Here is a 20,483-nt window from a genome sequence, read left to right as displayed (position 1 = left end):
TTAACGTCTCTGCTGTCCGTAACGATAAGCTATTCACTTGAAAAACCGTTCTGTGACGTCTACCATCTTGACAGAGGTCCATTTATCCCTTTCTTTTCCTCTTTCCGCCCACTTTCAGCGGGATCAAAGAGACTTTCCCTTCGTCAACAAAAATACCGCCCTGCAGCAGACATCGGTGCGGGACGGCATTTTATCAAAAGGCAGCCTGAAGCTTGTTCATACTGCTTATTTCATGCTTCGATGATCACCGGCCGGCCGCTGCAGTGCAATCTGCCCTCTGCCACGGTTACCGCGCTGCCGTCAATCAGATTGACATACGCTCCATCTGGAAGCTCCAGCTCCACATCCGCCTGCTTGCCTCTCAGGCTAAACACACCAGCCAGCTTCTGCTCACCCCAAGTATGGATACCGGTGACCATTTCGTCCCCTTCATGCGCACTCAGCTGACAGACACCATGGGCCATAATTGCTCTGTGCTTAATGGGGTACAGCGCCTTGAACAGCCAGGACAGGTCCTTGCCCGTATTCCAATTAACGGTATTCTTGTCGAACAGATCGGGACAGATTTCATTCTCTGTCTCCTGCCAGCCGTAGATCAGCGGCATTCCCTTCTGGAAATACATGAACGCTGTCCAGTTGATCAGCTCATTCTCCTCCGGGAACAGTGCCTTGGCCCGCGGCCGGTCATGGTTCTCCAGAAACCGCAGCTTCACATAATTGCCCGGATAGATATACTCCTGCGCATTGATCTTCTCTACATAGCTGCCCAGCGTAACGCTGCCGTTCAGATACCCCGTGAAATGCGGGTACACATCATAGTCGTAGCAGGCATCAAACGCCTGGAGCACCTCGCTGTCGGACAGGCTGACCATGCCCCGTGAACGGAGATGCATCGTGAAGTCCGGTTCGATGGATTCGGCTAGCCACAGGCAGCCGGGGTTAACGGCAGCTACTTCTTCCCTGGCGCGCAGCCAGAAGTCCAGCGGCAGCAGAGGGGCTACGTCACAGCGGAAGCCGTCTACCGTTCCCGCCCACATTTTCAGCGATTCGATCTGATAATCCCACAGCTCCTGATTGTTATAGTCCAGATCCACAATGTCGCCCCAGTCACCAACACGGTTACCAAGCTTGCCTTCCGGAGTTCTGTAGAAGAATTCAGGATGGTGCGCTGCCAGCCAGGAATCGGGCGAAGTATGGTTATAGACCACATCAATGATGCATTTCATCCCGAGCCTGTGAATGGCCTCCGTCAGACTCCGGAAATCCGCCAGACTGCCAAGCTCCGGATTAATCTCCCGGTAATCCTGATTGGCATAAGGACTGCCGAGCCCGCCCTTGCGGGCAGCAAGGCCAATCGGATGCACCGGCAGCAGCCAGATGATATCCACACCAAGCTCCTTGATGCGCTCCAGGTCCTTCTCTACCGCCTTGAAGGTTCCTTCTCCGCTGTGATTGCGCACATAAATGGAATAGACCACTTGGTTCCGCAGGGTTACTTCCGTTAATTTAGCCATACTTACACTCCTATTGGTTACACGATTCTGCTTACCTTAAGATGCTCCGGAAGCCTGATCCTCCCGGTTAATGCCCGGACAGCAAGAGTGCCCAGCTCATATCCCGCCCTGACCAGATGCTGCGCAGCCTCAAAATCAGCCATATTCTGCTGCGTACCCGCACTTATGATGCCTTCATCGCCGCCGCAGCGGCCTGCCAGGACAAAAGGGTAGCCGCTGCTCTGCAAATACCCCATCACAGCCTCTTCCCCGCTGGATGGCAGCAGAATGACTCCGTCTGCGCGGTGCCCCTTCAAGAGACCGGAGACGGCCTTCAGTTCCTCTTGCTCATCCGCACCTGAACAGATGATCGTGTCATATCCTAAGCGGCCCGCCTCCGCTATAATTCCGCGTATAGTCTCCATGAACATCAGGCCTAAGATGGCCTGCTCTGAAGGTCCCGGCAGCAGAATGCAGAAGCAGCGGGCTGACTTCGACACCAGGCTCTTCGCGATGATATTCGGCGTATACCCCAGCTCCTCCATCACCTGCTTCACCTTGCGGGAGACTTCCTCCCTGACCACCGGGCGGCCGGACAGCACCCGGGAAACCGTGGAGATGGAGACTCCCGCTCTCCGGGCGACTTTTTTCATCGTAACCGTCATTATAGAAGCCTCCTTCCGCGGATCAGTGGAATCTTTAGAGCAATGGTCTTTATTTCACGCTGTTATAACGTCCGTATGCATCCGTGCGGATCTTCACCAGCTTATCCAGACCCATATCGTTCAGCTTCTTCACATAAGCATCCCAGTTCCCGTCGATATTCCCTTTGCTGATAAACTGTGCACGCATTGTGTTCACATAAGTATCAATATCCGTGGTCAACGTCGGAAGCTCTTCGAACTCCTCGGAAGTGTACATTACGTTAGGGAACGGTGTCGTTACATATTCACTGCCCAGCTTGTCGAGCTCCAGCTTAAGACCGTCGCCCGCTTCCGGGTTAAGCACGATCTTCTGTTCAAAGGACGGGCTTACATATTTCGGTCCGAAGTCCCGCAGGGACTGATCCCAGTACCAGGCATCTGCGCTGGTTCCGCTCGGAGGGTCCATCAGCGTGTAGGTGTCGTTATCATTCTTCTGGATAACCGTTCCAATCGCACCCCAGAAGTTCTGGATACTCGCTTCATTCGTGTAGAACTGGTCCGCCCAGCGTGCAGCAAGTTCCGGTGTTTTGCAGGAAGAAGTGATCAGCAGCTCGTTGCGGTTCAGGCTCATCCCGATCGGATTACCGATGGTATAGCGGTTACCATCCGGTCCGGCAACCAGCGGAATCGTTACATACTGGTCACTCCATTTGCCGAATACGGCATCCGGTGTCCACTGGTAGGTGAAGCCGACGATTGGCGCATCCGGGTTCTGGAACTTGGCCGAGATCATCGTTGCGTCCTGGGTGAACAGCTCTTTGTCGAGCAGACCTTCGGAATACAGCTTATTCTCCCATTTCATGCCTTCCTTGTACTCCTCCGTTATCGGGTAATACACAGCCTTGCCGTCTTTAACCAGCATGTTGTTGGTATTCAGATCGGCAATTCCAAACGGACTGATCATATCATTGCTTACTTCGATATACGGAATTTCATCCGCCTTGCCGTTTCCGTTCGGGTCCTGCTCCTTGAAGGCTTTGAGCACAGTGTAGAGCTCGTCAATCGTTTCCGGAACCTTCAGGCCCAGCTTGTCGAGCCAGGTTTTGTTGATGACAGGCTGGCGTGAGCTCTTCGGACGCGAAGGCAGCCGGGTCGGCATGGAGTAGATTTTACCGTCCGGAAAGGTGCTGATCTTCTTCATATCCGGTGTTTCTTCCATCGCGGCCTTGAGATTAGGCATGTACTGATCAATATAATCATCCAGCGGACGGAAATAGCTGAGATTGTTCACGATATCGGAGTCGGTGAAGGTCTGATCGCCCAGCACGACATCCGGCAATGTGCCGCTGGCCAGCAGAATAGATTTCTGTTCGGCCCAGTCATTGGAGGACATAACCTGCCAGTCGATTTTGACATTGGTATTCTTCTCGAGATCAATCAGCCATTGGTTCTTGGTGAAGGTATCCCCCATGCTGCCCCAGCGTACCGTCAGTACCTTAAGCGTTACCGGCTCCTTGACGATCGGCAGGCCTTCTTTATTGAAGCTGTCCGTGTCTACAGCCGCCGTGTTATTCTCCTTGTTGCCTCCGCCGCATCCGGCCAGTCCGACAAGCATCACTGCCGCCATTAGTGAGATAGCCCACTTCTTGGCCACCGGTTTCCTGTTCTGTTTAACCATTCATAATCCCCCGTTTCGGTGTATTAGATCCTTTTGACATCCCTAATGATACCTTCTTGCTTCTCCGCATTCCGGACAATAACGCCCTGTTATTCGGACCTATGCATCCGCTTACATTATTTAGGGAGGCCAGCCCCCGGTTTCAGGCAGTTTTCATGACGCTATTCAGACTTTTACTTGCTGTATCCGGACTTTGGGGTGAAAAGCCGGGATTTCCCCATGTTTTTTTGATCGCGGGGTTTTATAATGACTGTGTTACCTACTCGCAAGTAGTACGTCCGGATGCGGACATGCAGGAAAGGACTTCACCAGACAACTATGGCCAAAAAACCGGCACGAAACAAACCCTACCCGATACGCCATTATGTAAAAATCACGATTCTGATCTCATTTATTGTGCTTATTCTGGATCTTGTCATCAGCGTTGCTTCCATTTCCATCGTCAAGCAGCAGTCCACCCGGTATTTGCAGGATACCGCCGATTTGTATATCAACCGGATTAATCATGATTTTGCCTACATTAATCATTATATGGGCTGGACGCTCGCGAACGATGAGAGCCTGAATATGATGAATGCCCACGACAAGGCCAGCAAGGAGTTCATTAATTCAAACGAGGATCTGCACAAACGGTTCACGGAGCTGCAGAAGAATTACGGGCAGGAATATAACTTCTTCTACTATTTAAAAAACCAGTCCTTCTTCCTGAATTGCGCCCCCATCAGCATTGATTATACCGTCTACCGGGAGCTGAAGAAGCAGATTATTTCTTTTATCGATGATAAAGAGGTGTATGAGAAGTTCTATTCCCGCTGGACCCCTATACTCGTGAACGGTAAATATTACATTATCAACATTGTTCCGTACCACAACCGTTATTTCATCGGGATGATCTCGGCCGATAATCTCATTACCCCGCTCCGCCAGATTAATCTGGGCGCGAACGGCTATGCTTCACTTGTTGATGAGAAGGGGACAGACCTATCCACACTGGTTACGAACAGCGGCAAGCCCCTGCAGGAAGAGACGGGCATCCGGAACCTGTTCCAGTCCCGTACCATCATTAAGAGCGAATTCTCAGGTACGGCCTTCAGCGCCAAGATGGTGATCAAATTCGGGGCTTTTGAGAAAATAATGATCGCCCAGCTGCTCATCATGCTGCTCTTCTTCATGGTCACCTCTACGCTCTGCGCCGTAATGCTGTTCTTCAACCGCAGGGTGCTCGGACCGATCCAGAGCTTCTCGGAGAGTCTGACGCACCTTAATGAAGACGGCCAGCTCGCCGGATTCAAGAGCAGCAAAATCATCGAGCTGGAAGAGGCCAGCGCGCAGTTCAAGGATTTGGTCGAACAGATCCGCAATTACAAAATCGCCATGTACGAGCAGGAACTGGAGAAGCAAAATATCCAGCTGGACTTCATGAAGCAGCAGATCAAGCCGCATTTCTTCCTGAACTGCCTGACCAGCATCTACAGCATGGCGCAGATTCAAATGTACGAGGAGATTGAGCAGATGGCGATGTCCACCTCGAAATATTTCAGATATATTTTTCAAGGCAGCGAGGACTTTGTCCTGCTTGCGGATGAGATTGAGCATGTACGGATCTACCTCGATATCCAGAAAAGCCGCTACCGCGACGCCTTCATCTATCAGATTGAACAGGAAGCGCAGACCACGGACATGAAGATCCCTCCGCTGGTGCTGCAGACCTTTATCGAGAATTCTGTCAAATACGCGATCTCCAGAGCTAACGAAATGCAGATCCGGCTTACTGTGAAACGCCGCAGAGTAGAGGATGAAGAAATGACCGTGATCCAGATTTCCGACACCGGTCCCGGATTCCCCGCAGAGGTGCTGGATAAGCTTGTGCAGGGTAAGCCGCTGGACCAGTCCAAAGGCAACCAGATCGGTATTATGAATACGCTTAAACGGCTGGAATACCTATATTTAAGCAGAGCAACCGTCAGCTTTTCCAATCCCGCAGAAGGCGGTGCATGCATCACCCTTTGCCTCCCGGATCTGCCGGAACTCTCAACAGGAACGGAGCAACTCTTATGAATATTTTGCTGGTTGATGATGACTACTATGTAATTGCCGCGCTGCAAAAGAGAATTGACTGGGCGCTGCTTCAGATCGAAACCGTATTCACTGCGAGCAATGTCTCACAGGCCCAGGACATCCTGGAGAACCATTCTGTGCAGATTCTCATCTCCGATATCGAGATGCCGCAGGGGAGCGGGCTGGAGCTGCTGGCCTGGATCAGAGAGCGGCAATATCAGGTCCAGACGATCCTGCTGACCAACTATGCCGATTTCAACTATGCCCAGAAGGCAATTGAGCTGCAGAGCTTCGAGTACTTCCTGAAGCCGATCGAATTCGACAAGCTGATGCTGATTATCCAGAAAGCGATTGCCCGTGCCAGAGAGCAGCAGCATAACGAGAAGGCCATTCAGGAAGGGCATTTCTGGCAAAGGAATCAGGCAAAAATTCTCGAGCACTTCTGGCGCAAGCTGGTCAATGACAGCACGGCCTTCCCCATCCGGACCTCTGCCATCTTCCATGCCATGGAGGAGCAGAATCTGAGCTATCAGATGAATGAGATCATCCAGCCTGTGCTCTTCAATCTCTTCCCCCATAACGGCAGCATGGGCAAGGAAGAGAAGTACCTGTTTGATTTCGCGCTGCTGAATGTGCTGTATGAGCTGTTGGGGAGCCCGCTTTTCTCAATCGAGAGCATCCTTGAATATAAGGAATCGAACTGGATCGCCATTCTGAAATGGAACAGCGCACCTGAGCTTCACCTGCTGGAAGGGCTGTGCAGTTCTTTTATTCAAAAAGCCAATCCGTATTTAAAATGCGACGCCTGCTGTACGATTGGATTATCCGGTGAACTTGGCGAGGTCGGCAATATCTTCAAAGCCACCCTCACGATGGATGAGGAGATTACCCGCAGCCGCAACCATACCTTCCTGGTGGAGACCTATCTGCAGCATAGCAAAGCCGCCTATCTTCCGCCGGATCTGACGCAGCTGGAGGAGCTGCTCAGCCAGAACAACCTTTCTGCCTTTCTAGCCGAGGTGACCGGATACCTGCAAGGAATGCTCCGGGGCCGGGCGCTGGATACCTCTGTCCTAAGCCTGTTCCGGCTTGATATCGTGCAGCTCGTCTACTCCTTCCTCAAAATGAAGGGCATTCAGGTTCACAAATTATATACCGGCAAAACCCATGACCAACTGCTGCTGCACTCACTGGCTTCCATTGAGGATATGGAGGAATACCTGAACTATCTGGTCAGCACGGCGATGAAATACCGGGACTTCACCTCGCAGCCCCAGTCGGTAGCCGAAGAGATCAAGCAATATATCCATACCCATTACGGCGATGATCTGACCCGGGGCGATCTGGCGGAGATTGTCTACCTGAACCCGGATTATCTGGCCCGGCTGTTCAAGAAGGAGACCGGTATTTCCTTAGGCAGCTATGTCATTCAGGTCCGCATCGCCGCTGCCAAGCACCTGCTCGAAACGACCCACCATTCCGTCTATACCATTGCGAACAAGGTAGGCTACACTAACTACTCTTACTTCTCCAAGCTGTTCAAGCAGGAGGTCGGCCTGCCGCCGAATGAATATAAGAAGGATCAGCATTCTCATTCTGTGCTGTAGTCAATTGCTGTTCCGCTTACACCAGGGATTATCCCGATGCCGATGCTGGCCGTAACTGCGGTGAATAGTCAGACTTCAGCCCGCTATTGCTTCTACAGTTCCAACTCTGTTCACAAAGATGCCGCTGCACCATCTGAATAGTGCAGATGCCGCTGCACCATCTGAATAGTGCAGCGGCATCTTTGTGCTGTAGCTGATAGAGCGCGGTTGCTGTTGAGAAACAGCTTGGAGGAGCACCCTTGTAGAGTAACTTTGATGAGTATCTTGGTGGAGTGGCTTGAAGAGCTCCTTTCGGGAGTAACTTTGAGGAGTAGCTTGATGTGCGCCTTTGTGGAGTCCCTTAGATGTGTAGCTTGATGTGCGCCTTTGTGGAGTACCTTTGATGAGTGGCTTGATGAGCTCCTTTGGGGAGTAACTTTGAGGAGTAGCTATTGAGGATTGACAACTCTCTTGTTCCTATCTATTATAATTAAATGATAATGATTATCATCGTCATTTAACTACTTGCTTTCAATGTCTTGCGTCATGTCGTCATACCGCATGTCTTTTGTCTTCTGCCTTACCCTATTGCACACTGTGTTCTGTGTTCTGTGTTCTGTGTTCTGTGTTCTGTGTTCTGTGTTCTGTGTTCTGTGTTCTGTGTTCTGTGTTCTGTGTTCTGTGTTCTGTGTTCTGTGTTCTGTGTTCTGTGTTCTGTGTTCTGTGTTCTGTGTTCTGTGTTCTGTGTTCTGTGTTCTGTGTTTTATGTTCTGTCTTGTCTTAACCTACCGTCTTTTTTCCTTAACCTACTGTCTCCAGCCTAACCCTATTGCCCCATGCGGACCACAGAGCCCTTATTTTCTCGAGATCGCTCATTTTCCCGGGCTAACGGACCGTAGATCCTTTATTTCCTCTCCAGCAGGCGTTTTCCAGGTGATTCTCCGTACATAAGGGCGCTGGTGTCCGTTAAGCCGCGAAAACAGGTTGATTTCTGGAAATAAGCGCTGCTCAGTCCGTTACGGGCCACAGCCCCTCACGGTAAGCTACATAATAAACCATCATAAAGGAGCGTCACCCATGCTAAGCACAAAAAAGATATTTCTTCCCTTAACCCTTCTGCTCCTAATGTTAATTCTGTCCTCCTGCGGACAATCGAACAACAGTAATAACGCGGCTCCAGCTTCTGCGGCTGCAACGGCGGCTGCTACAGAAGCACCTGCTGCCACTCCGGCTGCAACGGAGCCCGCTGCGGCTACAACACGGCACAACAGTAATAACGCGGCTCCAGCTTCTGCGGCTGCAACGGCGGCTGCTACAGAAGCACCTGCTGCCACTCCGGCTGCAACGGAGCCCGCTGCGGCTACAACACGGCTGTACACGGATTATAAAAAGAGAGAGGTTGAAATCCCGGCCGATCCGCAGCACATTGTATATGTGGGCAGCAACCCCGGCGACCTGCTGGCGCTTGGAGTGAAGCCTATAGGAGCCTCGCTTAGTGTCATCGGGACGCAGGTTGCCTACCCTGATCTACTCGAAGGCATTGAAGATATCGGGTATCCTTTCTCTCCTGAGAAGATCCTGGCCCTATCACCGGACCTGATTATCTTTGACGACTGGGATGAGACGGGTATTGAAGCGTTAAGCCAGATCGCACCGACCGTGGTGGTTGGCCTTGACGGTACCTTCCCGACGGAAGAACGTGTCCGCCAGTTAGCTGAATTGTTCGGACGTACTGTAGAGGCGGATACCTGGTTCGATGCTTACAAAGCGAAGGTTGCTGCTGTGAAGGAACAGCTGAACTTAACAGAAGGCGAAACCGCTACCTCCCTGCTTATCCTGGGCTCTGACCTGTACATCATGGGTAACAAAGGCCTCAACGAAACGCTGTACGGACAGCTCGGATTCAAACCGACTGAAGGTGTGCAGAAGCTGATTGATGCCGACGAACGGTTCGCGAATATCTCCGACGAGGTGCTGACGCAGTATATCGGCACGCATATGTTCATTCTGACCGACAATAGCAGCGAAACTGTAGCGAGACAGACAGCACTTATGGACAGCGGCTTATGGAAAGCTATTCCTGCCGTCAAAGAAGGCCGTGTCTACACCTTCGACAGCAAGTACAACTTCGACGACCCGATTACGCTAGACAGGCTGCTGGATGAGATCACTGATATCTTCAGCCGTACGTCCGCCAAATAAAAGAATGGGGCTATCCCGTCAGCCGTGCAATGGCTGCTTGGGATAGCCCCGATTTTTTATACAATATACCAAGAACCCGTAGCTCAAACCAGCTATTTCAGGCAACCTGATGGTTTTTGAAGGCCCGGTACGTAAATGGCAGCAGCAGAGCTATAACGATAACGGCAAACCCAGGTATAACCTTATACTCCGGAATCAATTGACCAAATATATGAATAACCTCGTAATCCGTTATTTTCCGGAAGCTGTCAAACATATTGCTTGGCAATAATGTCATTAGATGATTGAACAGCCGGCTGCTCTCACTTGCCGGAATAGCCATGGGGACGAACAGCAGCATCCCGGCGGCAATGATCACAGGGAAGGGACTTTGCATACGGCTGGAGATCCACAGGGTTATCCCGCCAACCAGCAGACAGGCAAGACTGCCAATCAGGACTGCCCACATATAAGTTTGCAGGACGGTATAGGGAACCGGGGCCCTAAATTGAATCATCTGTACACTGGCGGTTCCGCCCTCAAAACCGCATATGCCTAGCAGCAGGAACGTATAGAGGCCCAGGCCAAAGATAAGCAGCATTACTGAAACAATCAGGCTTGCCCTCAGTTTCGCGGCTATAAGCCTGCTGCGCCCATAACGGGTGGATAGAAGGATCGCATCGGCTCCGCTCTGATATTCCCCGGCGAAGACAGGGGCCAGACATATTGCGATGACAAAGCCAGTGAACAGAAAAATAAACTGCAGGTTCTCAAACACATTGGCCCAGCCTGTGACGTAGTTCATCTCAAAAGGAACCGGGATACGCTCATTCATGCGGATAAAGAAGGCCTTCTCCTGTGCCGAATAATTGCCCTCGGGATGCTCTGCATTCAAATATTCGTGTACCCTCTCCATGCGTTTCTGATAAAAGGCAGCGGCGTCACCAGGTTGCAATTTATCGCGGATATAATAATCGTATTCATTCAAAGGAGAGAACGCCCGGGAAATTAAAGAATATAGCTGTTCATACTGGACCTCATTCTTAGCAAAGGCACTAACGGTCAGCTCCCCTTTCCCATCCAGATTATCAGGATCTTGCAGCAGGCGCTGATGCCGGATTATCGTTTGTTCCAGCTTGTCTGAGGTTAAGGGACCCGCGAGCTGTCGTTCATACTCTCTTTCTAACCGGATCGCGTGAACCCCATTTAAGAAATTGCCGTCCCGGCCTGTGATCTGCGCATTGTTCACCAGTATAACCGACATTAAGATTGCCACAGCCGCTATGATCGCGATTCCTGCATAAAATGATTTCTTCCGAATAATCTTCCGCAACTCGAACCGGGTTAATATATCCATTCACTGCACCTCCCGTATGCCTGCACCAGCTGCAACAGTCAGATCATCTTGAAAATGATACAGATAGAAGTCCTCCAGCGTAGGCACAACAGCTACTGCTTGATCCCCCGGCCTCTCCTGAGACACTATACGCAGCTCTGCCCACTCCCCTTCATGCCGTAGATTGCTGATGCAGTAGCGGGCATTCCATTCTTCAACCTCCCGGGCTGGAATTCGGCATGACCATACACAGCCCTCAGCCGCAGCTGTCAGCTGCTGCACCGTACCTGTCATCAGCAGGCTTCCCTGCTTCATCACCAGAATCTGATCCGCTATGTATTCTACATCCGAAACAATGTGCGTCGAAAGAATAATGATTTTCTCCTTGGCCAGATCGGCTAGGAGATTACGGAAGCGTACCCGTTCCTTGGGGTCAAGTCCCGCTGTTGGCTCATCCAGCACCAGAACGCCGGGGTCATTAAGCAGTGCCTGGGCAATGCCGAGCCGCTGCTTCATTCCTCCGGAGAAGGTACGGATTTTCTTGCGCGCAACCTCTGACAGAGCTACCAGCTGTAGAAGCTCCCTTGTTTTTCCTTTTGCCGCCGGCAGACTCAAGCCTTTCAATGTCCCTATGTACCAGAGAAATTCCTGTGCGCTGAAATCCGGGTAATACCCAAAGTCCTGCGGCAGATAGCCGAGCATATCGCGGTATCGTTCACCCATCCGGCTAATGTCCCGGCCATTTATTTGAATGCTCCCTGAGGTTGGTGTCAGAACACCTGATATCATCCGCATCAGCGTTGTCTTGCCCGCCCCGTTTGCTCCGAGCAGACCATATACACCGCTATTAAGCTTGATTGAAACTCCGCTTACGGCTTGCTTGGCGGCAAAATGTTTATGTACCTGGTTCAAAGTCAGCTCCAGCATCCTATACTCCTCCTTGTGCGGCCGTTTCCAGACTCCGGCAGGTCTTGCGTATACCGTAGCCTTCATAGACCAATCCTGCTGCCGAGAGCAGCAGCAACACTAGACCTCTTCCTGCAGCCGATGAATTGAGCAGCAGGAGCGGGGGGTTAAACGAAACAATGAGCTGTAACAACACCAGCAGGCAGCAATATAAGAGGCAATAGTAACCGCAGTTTGGTGTGCGCACCCGGTTTAGCAGCCACAGACAGCCAAAGCAAGCCAGATTAAAGGGAATCAGCAAGTATAGGACCATCTCCAGGACTCCGGCATCTGTCCATGTACCCAGTAAAGCCCCAAGCAGCGTTAATCCAAGCAGATCGGCCATTCCCAGCAGGCTCATCCGGACAGCTGTCAGCTTATCAAGCAGATGATAGGTACTGAGTTCAACCTCCAGCATAGAGCGGCTTAATGACCGGGTCATGGTCTGTATCCCTGTAATTACAAGTAAAGGTGCAGCCAGAGAGGCGAGCATCATAAGCTGTATATTTGCCCTCTGCCCTTGCAACGAGTTGTGCAGTAAGAATGCCATTCCCATAACGATCAGCAGTTGCGCCGCCCATACCTTCCGGCTGATGAAGCGGAGCTGCAGCTTATAAAAATCTGCTAAACTTGTTCTCCGTCCGGCCAGCGCCTGTCTTAGCTCTGTCTCAGCTCCCCCGATGGTTTCCTCCAGCCGCTTCCGCTCAACGGGGAACGAGGGGGAGTTCTGCAGGATTCCGATGATGGACTGCTGATGCTTGTTCAACATAACCACTCCTCTCCAAATGACTCCTTAAACTATTCAGCCCGCGCTTAACACGGTACTGTACCATACATACATTCACTCCCGTAATACGGGCGATATCGCGGAAGGTCAAATCCAGGCAAAAACGCATGAATACCGGCTCCCGCTGCTACTCAGGAAGCAAGTGAAGCAGTTCATCGACCAGCTGCCCCTTCTCCACCTGTTCCTCTATAGAATGGCCCTGCCAGACAGCTTCCCCGGTGACAGCTTCATCAAACTCCATGGAGGGAAACTGCACTCTCTTCCGCAGTTGGTCATTACATAAGTTCCGGGCAATCGTATATAAGTAAGCACGGCATTTCCCGCTATTCGAATACCTTGCGATATGCCTGCAGAACCGGTAAAAGGTCTCCTGGGTCAGATCCTTGGACTCTTCCTCACTGCGGAGCCGGTAATAACAGTACTTCTGTATTCCGGCGTAATACCGCTCAATCAGCGGCGTCAGATACCTGGTCTCCCCCTCCTGGATGCGACGAACCCATTCACCTTCATCCACTTGCGTCCTCTCCTTTCTACTCTATATAACTGTATTTGGCAGATAAAAAGTGAAGTATATTTGTGACCTTTTGATGAAGATTGATATTTTTTACATTTCCGGCAAAAAAGAAGCGTCCCGGCAGCCAGTTCATGGCTTTGCGGAACGCCTTGTTCATTTAATCTATTCGATTCCTTTTATTTGTAAATAAATAACGTGACTGGACACAAGCTGATCTGGCTGAACTTGTCGGGAGCCTGCTACTCCCTACTGCCGTCCACCTTCAATGATACAGCACTTTTAGGCGCCATGGGGAAGGTCAGTACCTCATCCCCTTGCAGCTTCACAGCTACATTCTCTTGCGTATCCCCATCGTTGAACAAAACCGCCGCAAACGATCCGTCACTGTTGCGGAAGGCAACGGAGCGTACTTGCTCATTGCTAGCGGCAGAAGCAAGGCGCAGCGCCTTGGGCCGGATGACTTTGCTGAAATGCGCCAGCGCGTAATAATCCAGGGTATATGTAAGCTCCCTGGTCTGCTGGTTGACCGTCACTACTCCGCGGCAGGTACTCTTGCCGAAGCCGGGAACGGTTGGACCATTCTGTTCATCCAGCGCCATATTCCACAGCACGAACGACTTGCTGTGATTCCGCAAAATCTCAATTCCCGTGCGCATCACATTGGAGAACGCCTGCTCAAACGGCGGAATCCATTCCCCGCCCGAGCCTTCGGTGAAGTGTACTTCTTTGCCGGGATAAGCCGCCAGCACTTCTGACTGCGCAGCCGGTGCACCGCCATACCAGTGCCAGGCTACACCATCCACTTCCGCTTCGGCCTGCTCAAGAACGGTCAGCGGATAATCCGGCCGGTCCCAGTTGTGATCGTAGCAGAGGATTTTGGCTTCAATTCCATTCTTCCTGAAGCTTGGCTTCAGATAGTCGCGGATGAACTCCAGCTGCTCCTCCGGCAGCATAAGCATGCCCGGATAATGCTGCGGTTCATAGAGCGGCTCATTCTGCGCAGTGACGGCATAGGTAGGCAGACCATGAGCCGCGAAGTCCTGAATATAGCAGACGAAATAGTCCGCATACACCTGATAGTGCTCCGGCTTCAGCTGACCGGTAATCATCGACCCGCTGGTCTTCATCCAGCCCGGTGCGCTCCAGGGTGAAGCCATCAGCTTGATTTCCGGATTCAGCTTCAACGCCTGCTGCAATAAAGGAATAATATCCGCTTCATCATGGGCTATGGAGAACCCGGACAATCCGGGATCTGTCTCGTTCTCAGGCAGATCATTATAACTGTAGACCGTTCTGGCATAATCCGATGCCCCCATCGGATTCCGCAGGAAGGACAATCCTATCCCGTCCTGCGGGTGGAACAGCTTGCTCATTACTTCCGTTCTTTGCTCCTCGTCAAGCACCTGATGAATCAGATAAGCGGCCGAGTCCGTGAAGGAGGCCCCGAACCCATCCATCTCCTGATACGTATGACTGGCATCTATCTCAACTGTGGCAGTAACCGTATCAGCAGAAATTTGCGGCAGTTGTGCAACTGACTGCTCCACAAACAGCTCGTCTTCTCCGTTAGACTGATACATGATAATTTCCCGCATGTGTTATCCCTCCATCTTTTTATGCAAAAGGGCCCAAAGCGGGCCCCTTCCTGTGCCTTGCTTATTTAATGCCCAGCTTTTCCTTGTTGGCTTGCATCTTCCCGCTGCGGATTTCTACGATCTTATCCCAGCTGTTTTTGTCCAGGAAGGCTTTATAATCAGCCAAGGTACTGTCAAAGGCTGCATCATCCTTGGCACGGATCATACTTACCATTGTTGTATTCCAGGTGGTGTTAATCGCCGTCAGGCCGCGTGCTTCGGCTGTACCCTGATCGGGATTGATGTTCTCCAGGATGAAATGCGGTTTCAGCTTGCCGTGGCCCCATTCCTGCATTTGCTTGATCGATTCAGGGAAGGCATCCTTGCTCAGCGCTTTGTGGCGGTCATGCCCGAAGAACATGAATTCGCCCATCCGGTAATCCTTCTTGAACTTATCCGCATTATTCAGCTGCAGATCCTTCACTTCCGGCAGCAGTTCTACCGTACCGTCGCTATTTGCCTTGTAGGTCTCGCCTTCAATACCATAGTTCATCAGCTTCTGGCCTTCTTCGCTAAGCAGGTACGTGAAGATTTGAATCGCTTTGGCCGGGTCCTTGCAGTCCTTGGTGATGTAGCTGATCATCCAGCCGGTAATCCCGGACTGATTGAGGGTCGGCTGATGTCCCACTGTGCTCTGCGGACCATCGATGGCAATGTACTCTTTTCCCGGATTAGCACTCATGAAGATCTGCAGATTCCCGCCCTGCTGTGGAGTACCGTCGAGCAGCATCGTGGCATATTTACCGGATTTCACTTTTTCCTCAAAACCTGTACCGTCATCGGCGAAGCTGTCGTCACTGATCGCCCCGTCTCTGTATACGGCATTCAGCGTCCGCAGCCAGGTCAGGTAATCCTCATCCAGATTGCGGTTGAAGAACTTGCCGTCTTCGGTTTCCAGCGGCACGCCGATGAAATCCTGCAGCACATCCCCTAGTGAGCCGGTGCCTTCCCCAATGGAGTTGAAACCGAAGGGAATCATGTCAGGGAACTGTGTTTTGATCTGATTCATGACATTCTTGAATTCTTCCGGGGTCCCGAAGGAGGGGCTGCCCAGTGCTTCATAGACATCCTTGCGGATAACAAAAGCCGTTTTGGCCGGAATGTTACCGCTGTCATAATCAGCCTGTGTATTGGAATAGTTAGGATAGCCATAGGTTTTGCCGTCTTTCAGTTGGAACCAGTTCAGCGTGTCGGCCGCAGCGACCTTGTTGAAGTAAGGATCATATTTCTCGGCCAGATCATTCAGCGGGAGCGCCCAGGTAGCAGCTTTCTGTACTACTGGTGAGTTCGAGTCGAAGATCGTCAGCAGATCCGGCATATCGCCGCCCGCGAAGAATGTATTCAGCTTGGTGTCGTCCCCCGTAATGAACTTGATGTCGATGTTCAGATCCTCTTTGATCTTCTTGGTCACCACATCCTTGCCGAAGTCCGTATTCCACCAGTCCGCGTTGACATACCAGGTCAATTCCGTAGTCTCCGATTTCTTATCCAGCTGCCAGGCCGGAGTTTCCGGGTCCACCGTGTAGCGGTCTTCTATTGAGACATCGCTGCCCTTCTTCGAACCGCCGTTTGAGCTGCAGCCTGCCACCACCAGCATTGCCGCCATCAGCAGCAGCGCGAGCTTAACACCCTTATTCCCCAGGACTTTATTCATTTTAATCATTGATAAACCTCCTATAATATGATGTAGAAACCGATTTCTTTTTAAAAAATACGCCCCCTCTTCTTCTCTACTCTTTGACCGCCCCCATCATCATGCCGGAGATAAAGTACCTTTGAAGAACTGGATACATCGCAACAATAGGCAGGGTAGTAATGACAATTGTTGCTAGCTGAACCCCTTTGGTGGTGGTTTCAATCACGGCTGAGCCCCCGATGTTCTGCATCGACTGGGTCTGTGACTGCACGATAATCTCATACAGCTTCATCTGCAGCGGATAAAGGGCCTGATTGGTGATATATAGCTTCGTTGTCATGAAGTCGTTCCATTGCCCCACCCCGTTGAACAGGGCGATTGTCGCCATAGCGGGCATGGAGAGCGGAATGAAGATTTTGAGGAAAATATGCCAGTCGCCTGCGCCGTCAATCTTGGCCGATTCTTCCAGCGAATCCGGGACATTCCGGAAAAAGTTCATCAGAATGACAACGTCGTAATAGCTGAATAATGCGGGGATGATGTACACCCAGAAGCTGTTCAGGAGTCCGAGCGATTTAATGAGCAGGTAAGTCGGAATCATCCCGCCGGAGAAAAACATCGTAATTACGCCCATCGCCACATACAGCTTGCGGCCGCGGATGTATCTTTTGCTGAGACCATAGCCGATCATGGCGCAAAAGAATACATGGGTGAAGACCCCGACAAAGGTTTTGGAGATGGAGACCAGGAAGGACTGCCCGATACTACTGTCATTGAATACCGCGCGGTAATTCTCCAGGGAGAACTCCTTGGACCAGAAAATAAACCCGCCCTCGGCAAGCGCCTTGCCTGAGCTCAAGGATGAAATAATGACGTTCCATAAGGGAACGAGAATAATAACCATGAAGATTATCAGCAGAACCATATTGACCGCGTCAAAGATCCGGCTGTCGATATCTTCTTTAACCACCTTTCGGTTCACAGCACATGCCTCCTTCTATAACACGGATTGATTATCATTTAACTTACTGGTGATTTTGTTGGCCGTAACCAGCAGGATCACCGATACGATGGAGACACCCAAACCAACGGCGGTCGCATACGAGAAGTCACCTTGCGTCATCCCCATACGGTATACATACGAGTTGATGACCTCCGCTCTGGCCCGGTTCTGGGAGTTCATGAGGACCAGCGTCTGATCCAGATTAGAGCCGAGTAAACCGCTTACAGTCAGAATCAGATTCAGGCTGATAATCGACTTCATGTTCGGAAGAGTGATATTCCAGATTTGCCGGAGCCGGCTGGCTCCATCTATTTTGGCCGCCTCGTAGTAGGTCGGATCGATTTTTGACATAATGGCCAGGTACAGAATTGTGCCCCAACCGGCTTCTTTCCAGATATCGGACAACGTGGCAATCCACCAGTACTTGCCGGAATCCAGCAGAATGTTGGACGGCTTCGAGATCAGTCCCAGATTCAGCAGCAGCTCATTGAACAAGCCGGAAGTAGAGAACCAGGTGATCAGCATCCCGCCGAGAACGATCCATGACAGGAAATGCGGCAGGTAGGAGATGGTCTGGACGAATTTTTTGAAGCGCCCCATATTCAGCTCGTAAATCATAATGGCGAGAATAATCGGAATGATAAACCCGATCCCAAGCTTCAGGAAGCTGATGCCCAGCGTGTTCACGACTGCATCCCAGAAGTATTCGTCAGACAGAATAATCTTGAAGTTATCCAGCCCCACCCAGGGTGCGGAAGATAGTGTGTCTATGACCGTGTAGTTCTTGAAGGCAATTGTCAGACCGTAAATCGGTATGTAGCTAAAAATAATCATAAAAATAATGCCCGGCAGAATCATGGATTGAATCTCCCACTGCCTTTTGTAATCGATTACAAACTCTTTGATCCGCTGCCCCATAGGCTTCTTGGCGTTCGGCGGCATTGAAGTTGGCGGTACTACAGCTGTTTTATTCACGTTCTTCTCCCCTCCAAATCAAGAAATCAGATATCCAAATCAATAAAAACGTTTTTATTTCCGCGCAAAAAAAAGCCCCCCTGCTGTGCATATTTTTATAAAACAATGAAGTAGAAACAGAAGGAAACCTAATCGTGCGAAAACATATGGATGCTTATATCTGGAAACGACCACTCCTGCTCTCTAAGGGCGGTCATTCCGGTCCATCTTTACATGGCTTGAGCCTCTTACTACCAGTTCACCCTGCAATTTCTGTACGGCGCCTTGCTCTTTCTCTTGAATCATACGCACCAGATGGTCAATAGCCAGCATGCCCTGCCTTGCGATCTGATTCCTCACTGTCGTGAGCGGCGGCGAATAGTATGGAGCGATATCAATATCATCGAAGCCCATTACGCTGACATCCTCCGGCACCTCATACCCGTAGCTCTTAAGCGCCTGGATACAGCCGATCGCACTGATATCATTACCGGCCAGGAAGGCGTCAGGCAATTTCTCGGGATGCACGCGGATAAAGGACTTCACGGCATTATAGGTACTGTCTTCCTCAAAATAACCCTGAAGAATGTAATCATCATCCACCGGAAGCTGATATTGGCGGAGCGCTGCCAGATAACCCTCCCGCCGCTGTACGCTGTCGAACATCGTATCTACACCGGAGATATAGGCAATTTTCTTATGCCCCAGGCCGATTAAATATTTCGTAGCCTCATAGCCTGATTCAAAAGAATCAAAAATGATGCTCCCCATCCCTTCGTCCTCCAGCACCCGGTCCAGAAACACTGCCTTGATCTTGTCTTTCTTCATCGCGGCAATGTCCTTCTCGTCGATGCCCAGCTCTTCGTAGATAATGACACCATCCACGCGCCGTCCGAGAATATTGCTCATAACCACTTGTTTGTCCTTGGTGACAAATACATTCAGGCCGTAGCCCAGGCGGTCGCACTGACGGGCCATGGATTCTACCAGCTTGTAAAAGTATGGACCTGACACACTTGTGGTGAAAAAACCAAGCATCTTCGTCGTACCGGACTTCAGCAGCTTGCCGTTAAGGTTCGGAACATAATTCAGGCGCTGCGCTACCTTCAGCACATGGGATTTGGTCTCCGGGTTGAGCACATCCACGTCATTCAAGGCGTTGGATACCGTGGAGATGGAGACGCCCGCTTCTCTGGCCACGTCTTTGATTGTTATCTTTCCCATATCATTGTTCCTCTGCAATAAAAACGTTTTTATAGTTTATAAAATAGCATGAAACCGTTTTAAATACAACACTTTTTCTCATGATCTTTCTCCAGCCACCTTTTCCGCTAGTTATTGCCCGCTGAACGCAAACATAATCTCTGCCTCGCACACCCGCTCACCGTCTACAGTGGCGGTCCCGGTTCCTTTTACAATCATCCCTTTGACCCGGGTGACCTCAAATTCAAGGCGCAGCTGATCTCCCGGCTTCACTTGACGCTTAAACCGGCAGTTGTCTATTCCAGTGAGCAGTCCGATGGTGTTTCCGCTTTCTTCCTGCTTGGACATGGCTATACCGCCTACCTGGGCCAATGCCTCTACGATTAATACCCCCGGCATCACCGGGTATCCGGGGAAACGCCCCTGGCAGATCCCCCCACAAAGTGGTGCTTAGGCTTTGATGATTACTCAGGTACTTTGCGGGGACCCCAAAACATATAAATCCCTAATTAAAAATAGGTTCGTTTATACTCACATTCTTAATTCCTACCGCCCGCTTGCCTTCTTCAAGCTCGGTGATCCGGTCTACCAGCAGAAACGGATAACGGTGGGGAACCCGCGCCTGAATTTCATTGACGTCCAGCATACAGTAACTCCTCTGTGTTTAAATTTATCTCATTTTACTATAAAGCAGCGGGATTTAGCTATGCAGGAGTTGGAGTGGCGGGGGCGGTGGGGATATGTGGTGAGCGGCGGGTGGGGCGGTGAGTGCGGGAGGGCGCGGCGGCGGAGTAGCGCGGCGGCGGACAGCGCGGCGGCGGACAGCGCGGC

The 20,483-nt window shown here is 51.1% G+C and carries 15 protein-coding genes and 2 pseudogenes; 3 read left to right on the top strand and 14 right to left on the bottom strand.

Annotated elements, in window-relative coordinates; all coding sequences use genetic code 11:
• Positions 1–230: 230 nt before the first annotated feature.
• The 3 genes from QW71_RS34365 to QW71_RS34355 are packed head-to-tail and all read right to left on the bottom strand — an operon-like array spanning position 231 to position 3,815.
• Complete coding sequence (locus QW71_RS34365; protein WP_039310039.1) at positions 231–1,514, bottom strand: alpha-amylase family glycosyl hydrolase; 1,284 nt, start codon at positions 1,512–1,514, stop codon at positions 231–233.
• Between the two features lie 17 nt (positions 1,515–1,531).
• Positions 1,532–2,158: a LacI family DNA-binding transcriptional regulator gene (locus tag QW71_RS34360; RefSeq protein ID WP_052770545.1), complete on the bottom strand. Its 627-nt coding sequence runs from the start codon at positions 2,156–2,158 to the stop codon at positions 1,532–1,534.
• Positions 2,159–2,207: 49 nt separating this feature from the next.
• Positions 2,208–3,815, bottom strand: coding sequence for an extracellular solute-binding protein (locus tag QW71_RS34355; RefSeq protein WP_039310036.1), 1,608 nt, complete (start codon positions 3,813–3,815; stop codon positions 2,208–2,210).
• A gap of 318 nt (positions 3,816–4,133) precedes the next feature.
• Here QW71_RS34355 and QW71_RS34350 point away from each other — a divergent pair, with 318 nt between their 5' ends.
• The 3 genes from QW71_RS34350 to QW71_RS34340 all read left to right on the top strand — a co-directional run bounded on the left by QW71_RS34350 (position 4,134) and on the right by QW71_RS34340 (position 9,661).
• The gene (locus QW71_RS34350; protein ID WP_039310033.1) at positions 4,134–5,873 is read left to right on the top strand and encodes a sensor histidine kinase; all 1,740 of its coding nucleotides are present in this window, start codon (positions 4,134–4,136) and stop codon (positions 5,871–5,873) included.
• Positions 5,870–7,480 (top strand): response regulator, encoded by a 1,611-nt coding sequence (locus QW71_RS34345; RefSeq protein WP_039310031.1) that lies wholly within the window; start codon positions 5,870–5,872, stop codon positions 7,478–7,480. Before QW71_RS34350 ends, QW71_RS34345 begins: the two co-directional genes overlap by 4 nt.
• Before the next feature lie 1,056 nt (positions 7,481–8,536).
• Complete coding sequence (locus tag QW71_RS34340) at positions 8,537–9,661, top strand: ABC transporter substrate-binding protein (protein ID WP_052770541.1); 1,125 nt, start codon at positions 8,537–8,539, stop codon at positions 9,659–9,661.
• A 97-nt stretch (positions 9,662–9,758) separates the two neighbouring features.
• Here the strand turns inward: QW71_RS34340 and QW71_RS34335 are convergent, their stop codons facing one another.
• From QW71_RS34335 to fabZ, 11 genes and pseudogenes are all read right to left on the bottom strand, one after another.
• Entirely contained in the window at positions 9,759–10,997 is a 1,239-nt protein-coding gene (locus tag QW71_RS34335; protein WP_039310029.1) for an ABC transporter permease subunit, read from the bottom strand.
• Positions 10,998–11,903, bottom strand: coding sequence for an ABC transporter ATP-binding protein (locus QW71_RS34330; protein ID WP_306766087.1), 906 nt, complete (start codon positions 11,901–11,903; stop codon positions 10,998–11,000). It lies immediately after the preceding gene.
• Position 11,904: 1 nt separating this feature from the next.
• Positions 11,905–12,690, bottom strand: coding sequence for a hypothetical protein (locus QW71_RS34325; RefSeq protein ID WP_039310026.1), 786 nt, complete (start codon positions 12,688–12,690; stop codon positions 11,905–11,907).
• Positions 12,626–12,823 (bottom strand): annotated as a pseudogene (locus tag QW71_RS42335) (hypothetical protein); the annotation flags it as partial. The pseudogene QW71_RS42335 and the gene QW71_RS34325, both read right to left, overlap by 65 nt.
• A 12-nt stretch (positions 12,824–12,835) precedes the next feature.
• On the bottom strand, positions 12,836–13,222 hold the full coding sequence (locus QW71_RS34320) for an RNA polymerase sigma factor (RefSeq protein ID WP_039310024.1): 387 nt from the start codon (positions 13,220–13,222) through the stop codon (positions 12,836–12,838).
• Between the two features lie 239 nt (positions 13,223–13,461).
• A complete protein-coding gene (locus QW71_RS34315; protein ID WP_039310022.1) occupies positions 13,462–14,817 on the bottom strand; it encodes a glycoside hydrolase family 30 beta sandwich domain-containing protein in 1,356 nt (451 codons plus the stop codon).
• Positions 14,818–14,878: 61 nt separating this feature from the next.
• Positions 14,879–16,519 carry a sugar ABC transporter substrate-binding protein gene (locus QW71_RS34310; RefSeq protein WP_039310019.1) on the bottom strand — a complete coding sequence of 547 codons (1,641 nt, stop codon included), beginning with the start codon at positions 16,517–16,519 and terminating at the stop codon, positions 14,879–14,881.
• 67 nt (positions 16,520–16,586) lie between these two features.
• Positions 16,587–17,474: a carbohydrate ABC transporter permease gene (locus QW71_RS34305; protein ID WP_039310017.1), complete on the bottom strand. Its 888-nt coding sequence runs from the start codon at positions 17,472–17,474 to the stop codon at positions 16,587–16,589.
• A gap of 15 nt (positions 17,475–17,489) precedes the next feature.
• Positions 17,490–18,470, bottom strand: a complete 981-nt coding sequence (locus QW71_RS34300) for a sugar ABC transporter permease (RefSeq protein WP_235441628.1) — start codon at positions 18,468–18,470, stop codon at positions 17,490–17,492.
• A gap of 183 nt (positions 18,471–18,653) precedes the next feature.
• Entirely contained in the window at positions 18,654–19,673 is a 1,020-nt protein-coding gene (locus tag QW71_RS34295; protein ID WP_039310015.1) for a LacI family DNA-binding transcriptional regulator, read from the bottom strand.
• Positions 19,674–19,784: 111 nt separating this feature from the next.
• A pseudogene (gene fabZ / locus QW71_RS41670) lies at positions 19,785–20,298 on the bottom strand (3-hydroxyacyl-ACP dehydratase FabZ).
• Between the last annotated feature and the right edge of the window lie 185 nt (positions 20,299–20,483).

Origin of the sequence: Paenibacillus sp. IHB B 3415 (assembly GCF_000802655.2) — a bacterium.
GTDB lineage: Bacteria > Bacillota > Bacilli > Paenibacillales > Paenibacillaceae > Paenibacillus_AQ > Paenibacillus_AQ phytohabitans.
This window is presented reverse-complemented; position numbering and strand designations above follow the sequence as displayed.

Bases quoted from the DNA above. Each gene is read 5' to 3' on its own strand.
- QW71_RS34365 (WP_039310039.1), bottom strand. From the start codon at position 1,514: ATGGCTAAATTAACGGAAGTAACCCTGCGGAACCAAGTGGTCTATTCC.
- QW71_RS34360 (WP_052770545.1), bottom strand. From the start codon at position 2,158: ATGACGGTTACGATGAAAAAAGTCGCCCGGAGAGCGGGAGTCTCCATC.
- QW71_RS34355 (WP_039310036.1), bottom strand. From the start codon at position 3,815: ATGGTTAAACAGAACAGGAAACCGGTGGCCAAGAAGTGGGCTATCTCA.
- QW71_RS34350 (WP_039310033.1), top strand. From the start codon at position 4,134: ATGGCCAAAAAACCGGCACGAAACAAACCCTACCCGATACGCCATTAT.
- QW71_RS34345 (WP_039310031.1), top strand. From the start codon at position 5,870: ATGAATATTTTGCTGGTTGATGATGACTACTATGTAATTGCCGCGCTG.
- QW71_RS34340 (WP_052770541.1), top strand. From the start codon at position 8,537: ATGCTAAGCACAAAAAAGATATTTCTTCCCTTAACCCTTCTGCTCCTA.
- QW71_RS34335 (WP_039310029.1), bottom strand. From the start codon at position 10,997: ATGGATATATTAACCCGGTTCGAGTTGCGGAAGATTATTCGGAAGAAA.
- QW71_RS34330 (WP_306766087.1), bottom strand. From the start codon at position 11,903: ATGCTGGAGCTGACTTTGAACCAGGTACATAAACATTTTGCCGCCAAG.
- QW71_RS34325 (WP_039310026.1), bottom strand. From the start codon at position 12,690: ATGTTGAACAAGCATCAGCAGTCCATCATCGGAATCCTGCAGAACTCC.
- QW71_RS34315 (WP_039310022.1), bottom strand. From the start codon at position 14,817: ATGCGGGAAATTATCATGTATCAGTCTAACGGAGAAGACGAGCTGTTT.
- QW71_RS34310 (WP_039310019.1), bottom strand. From the start codon at position 16,519: ATGATTAAAATGAATAAAGTCCTGGGGAATAAGGGTGTTAAGCTCGCG.
- QW71_RS34295 (WP_039310015.1), bottom strand. From the start codon at position 19,673: ATGGGAAAGATAACAATCAAAGACGTGGCCAGAGAAGCGGGCGTCTCC.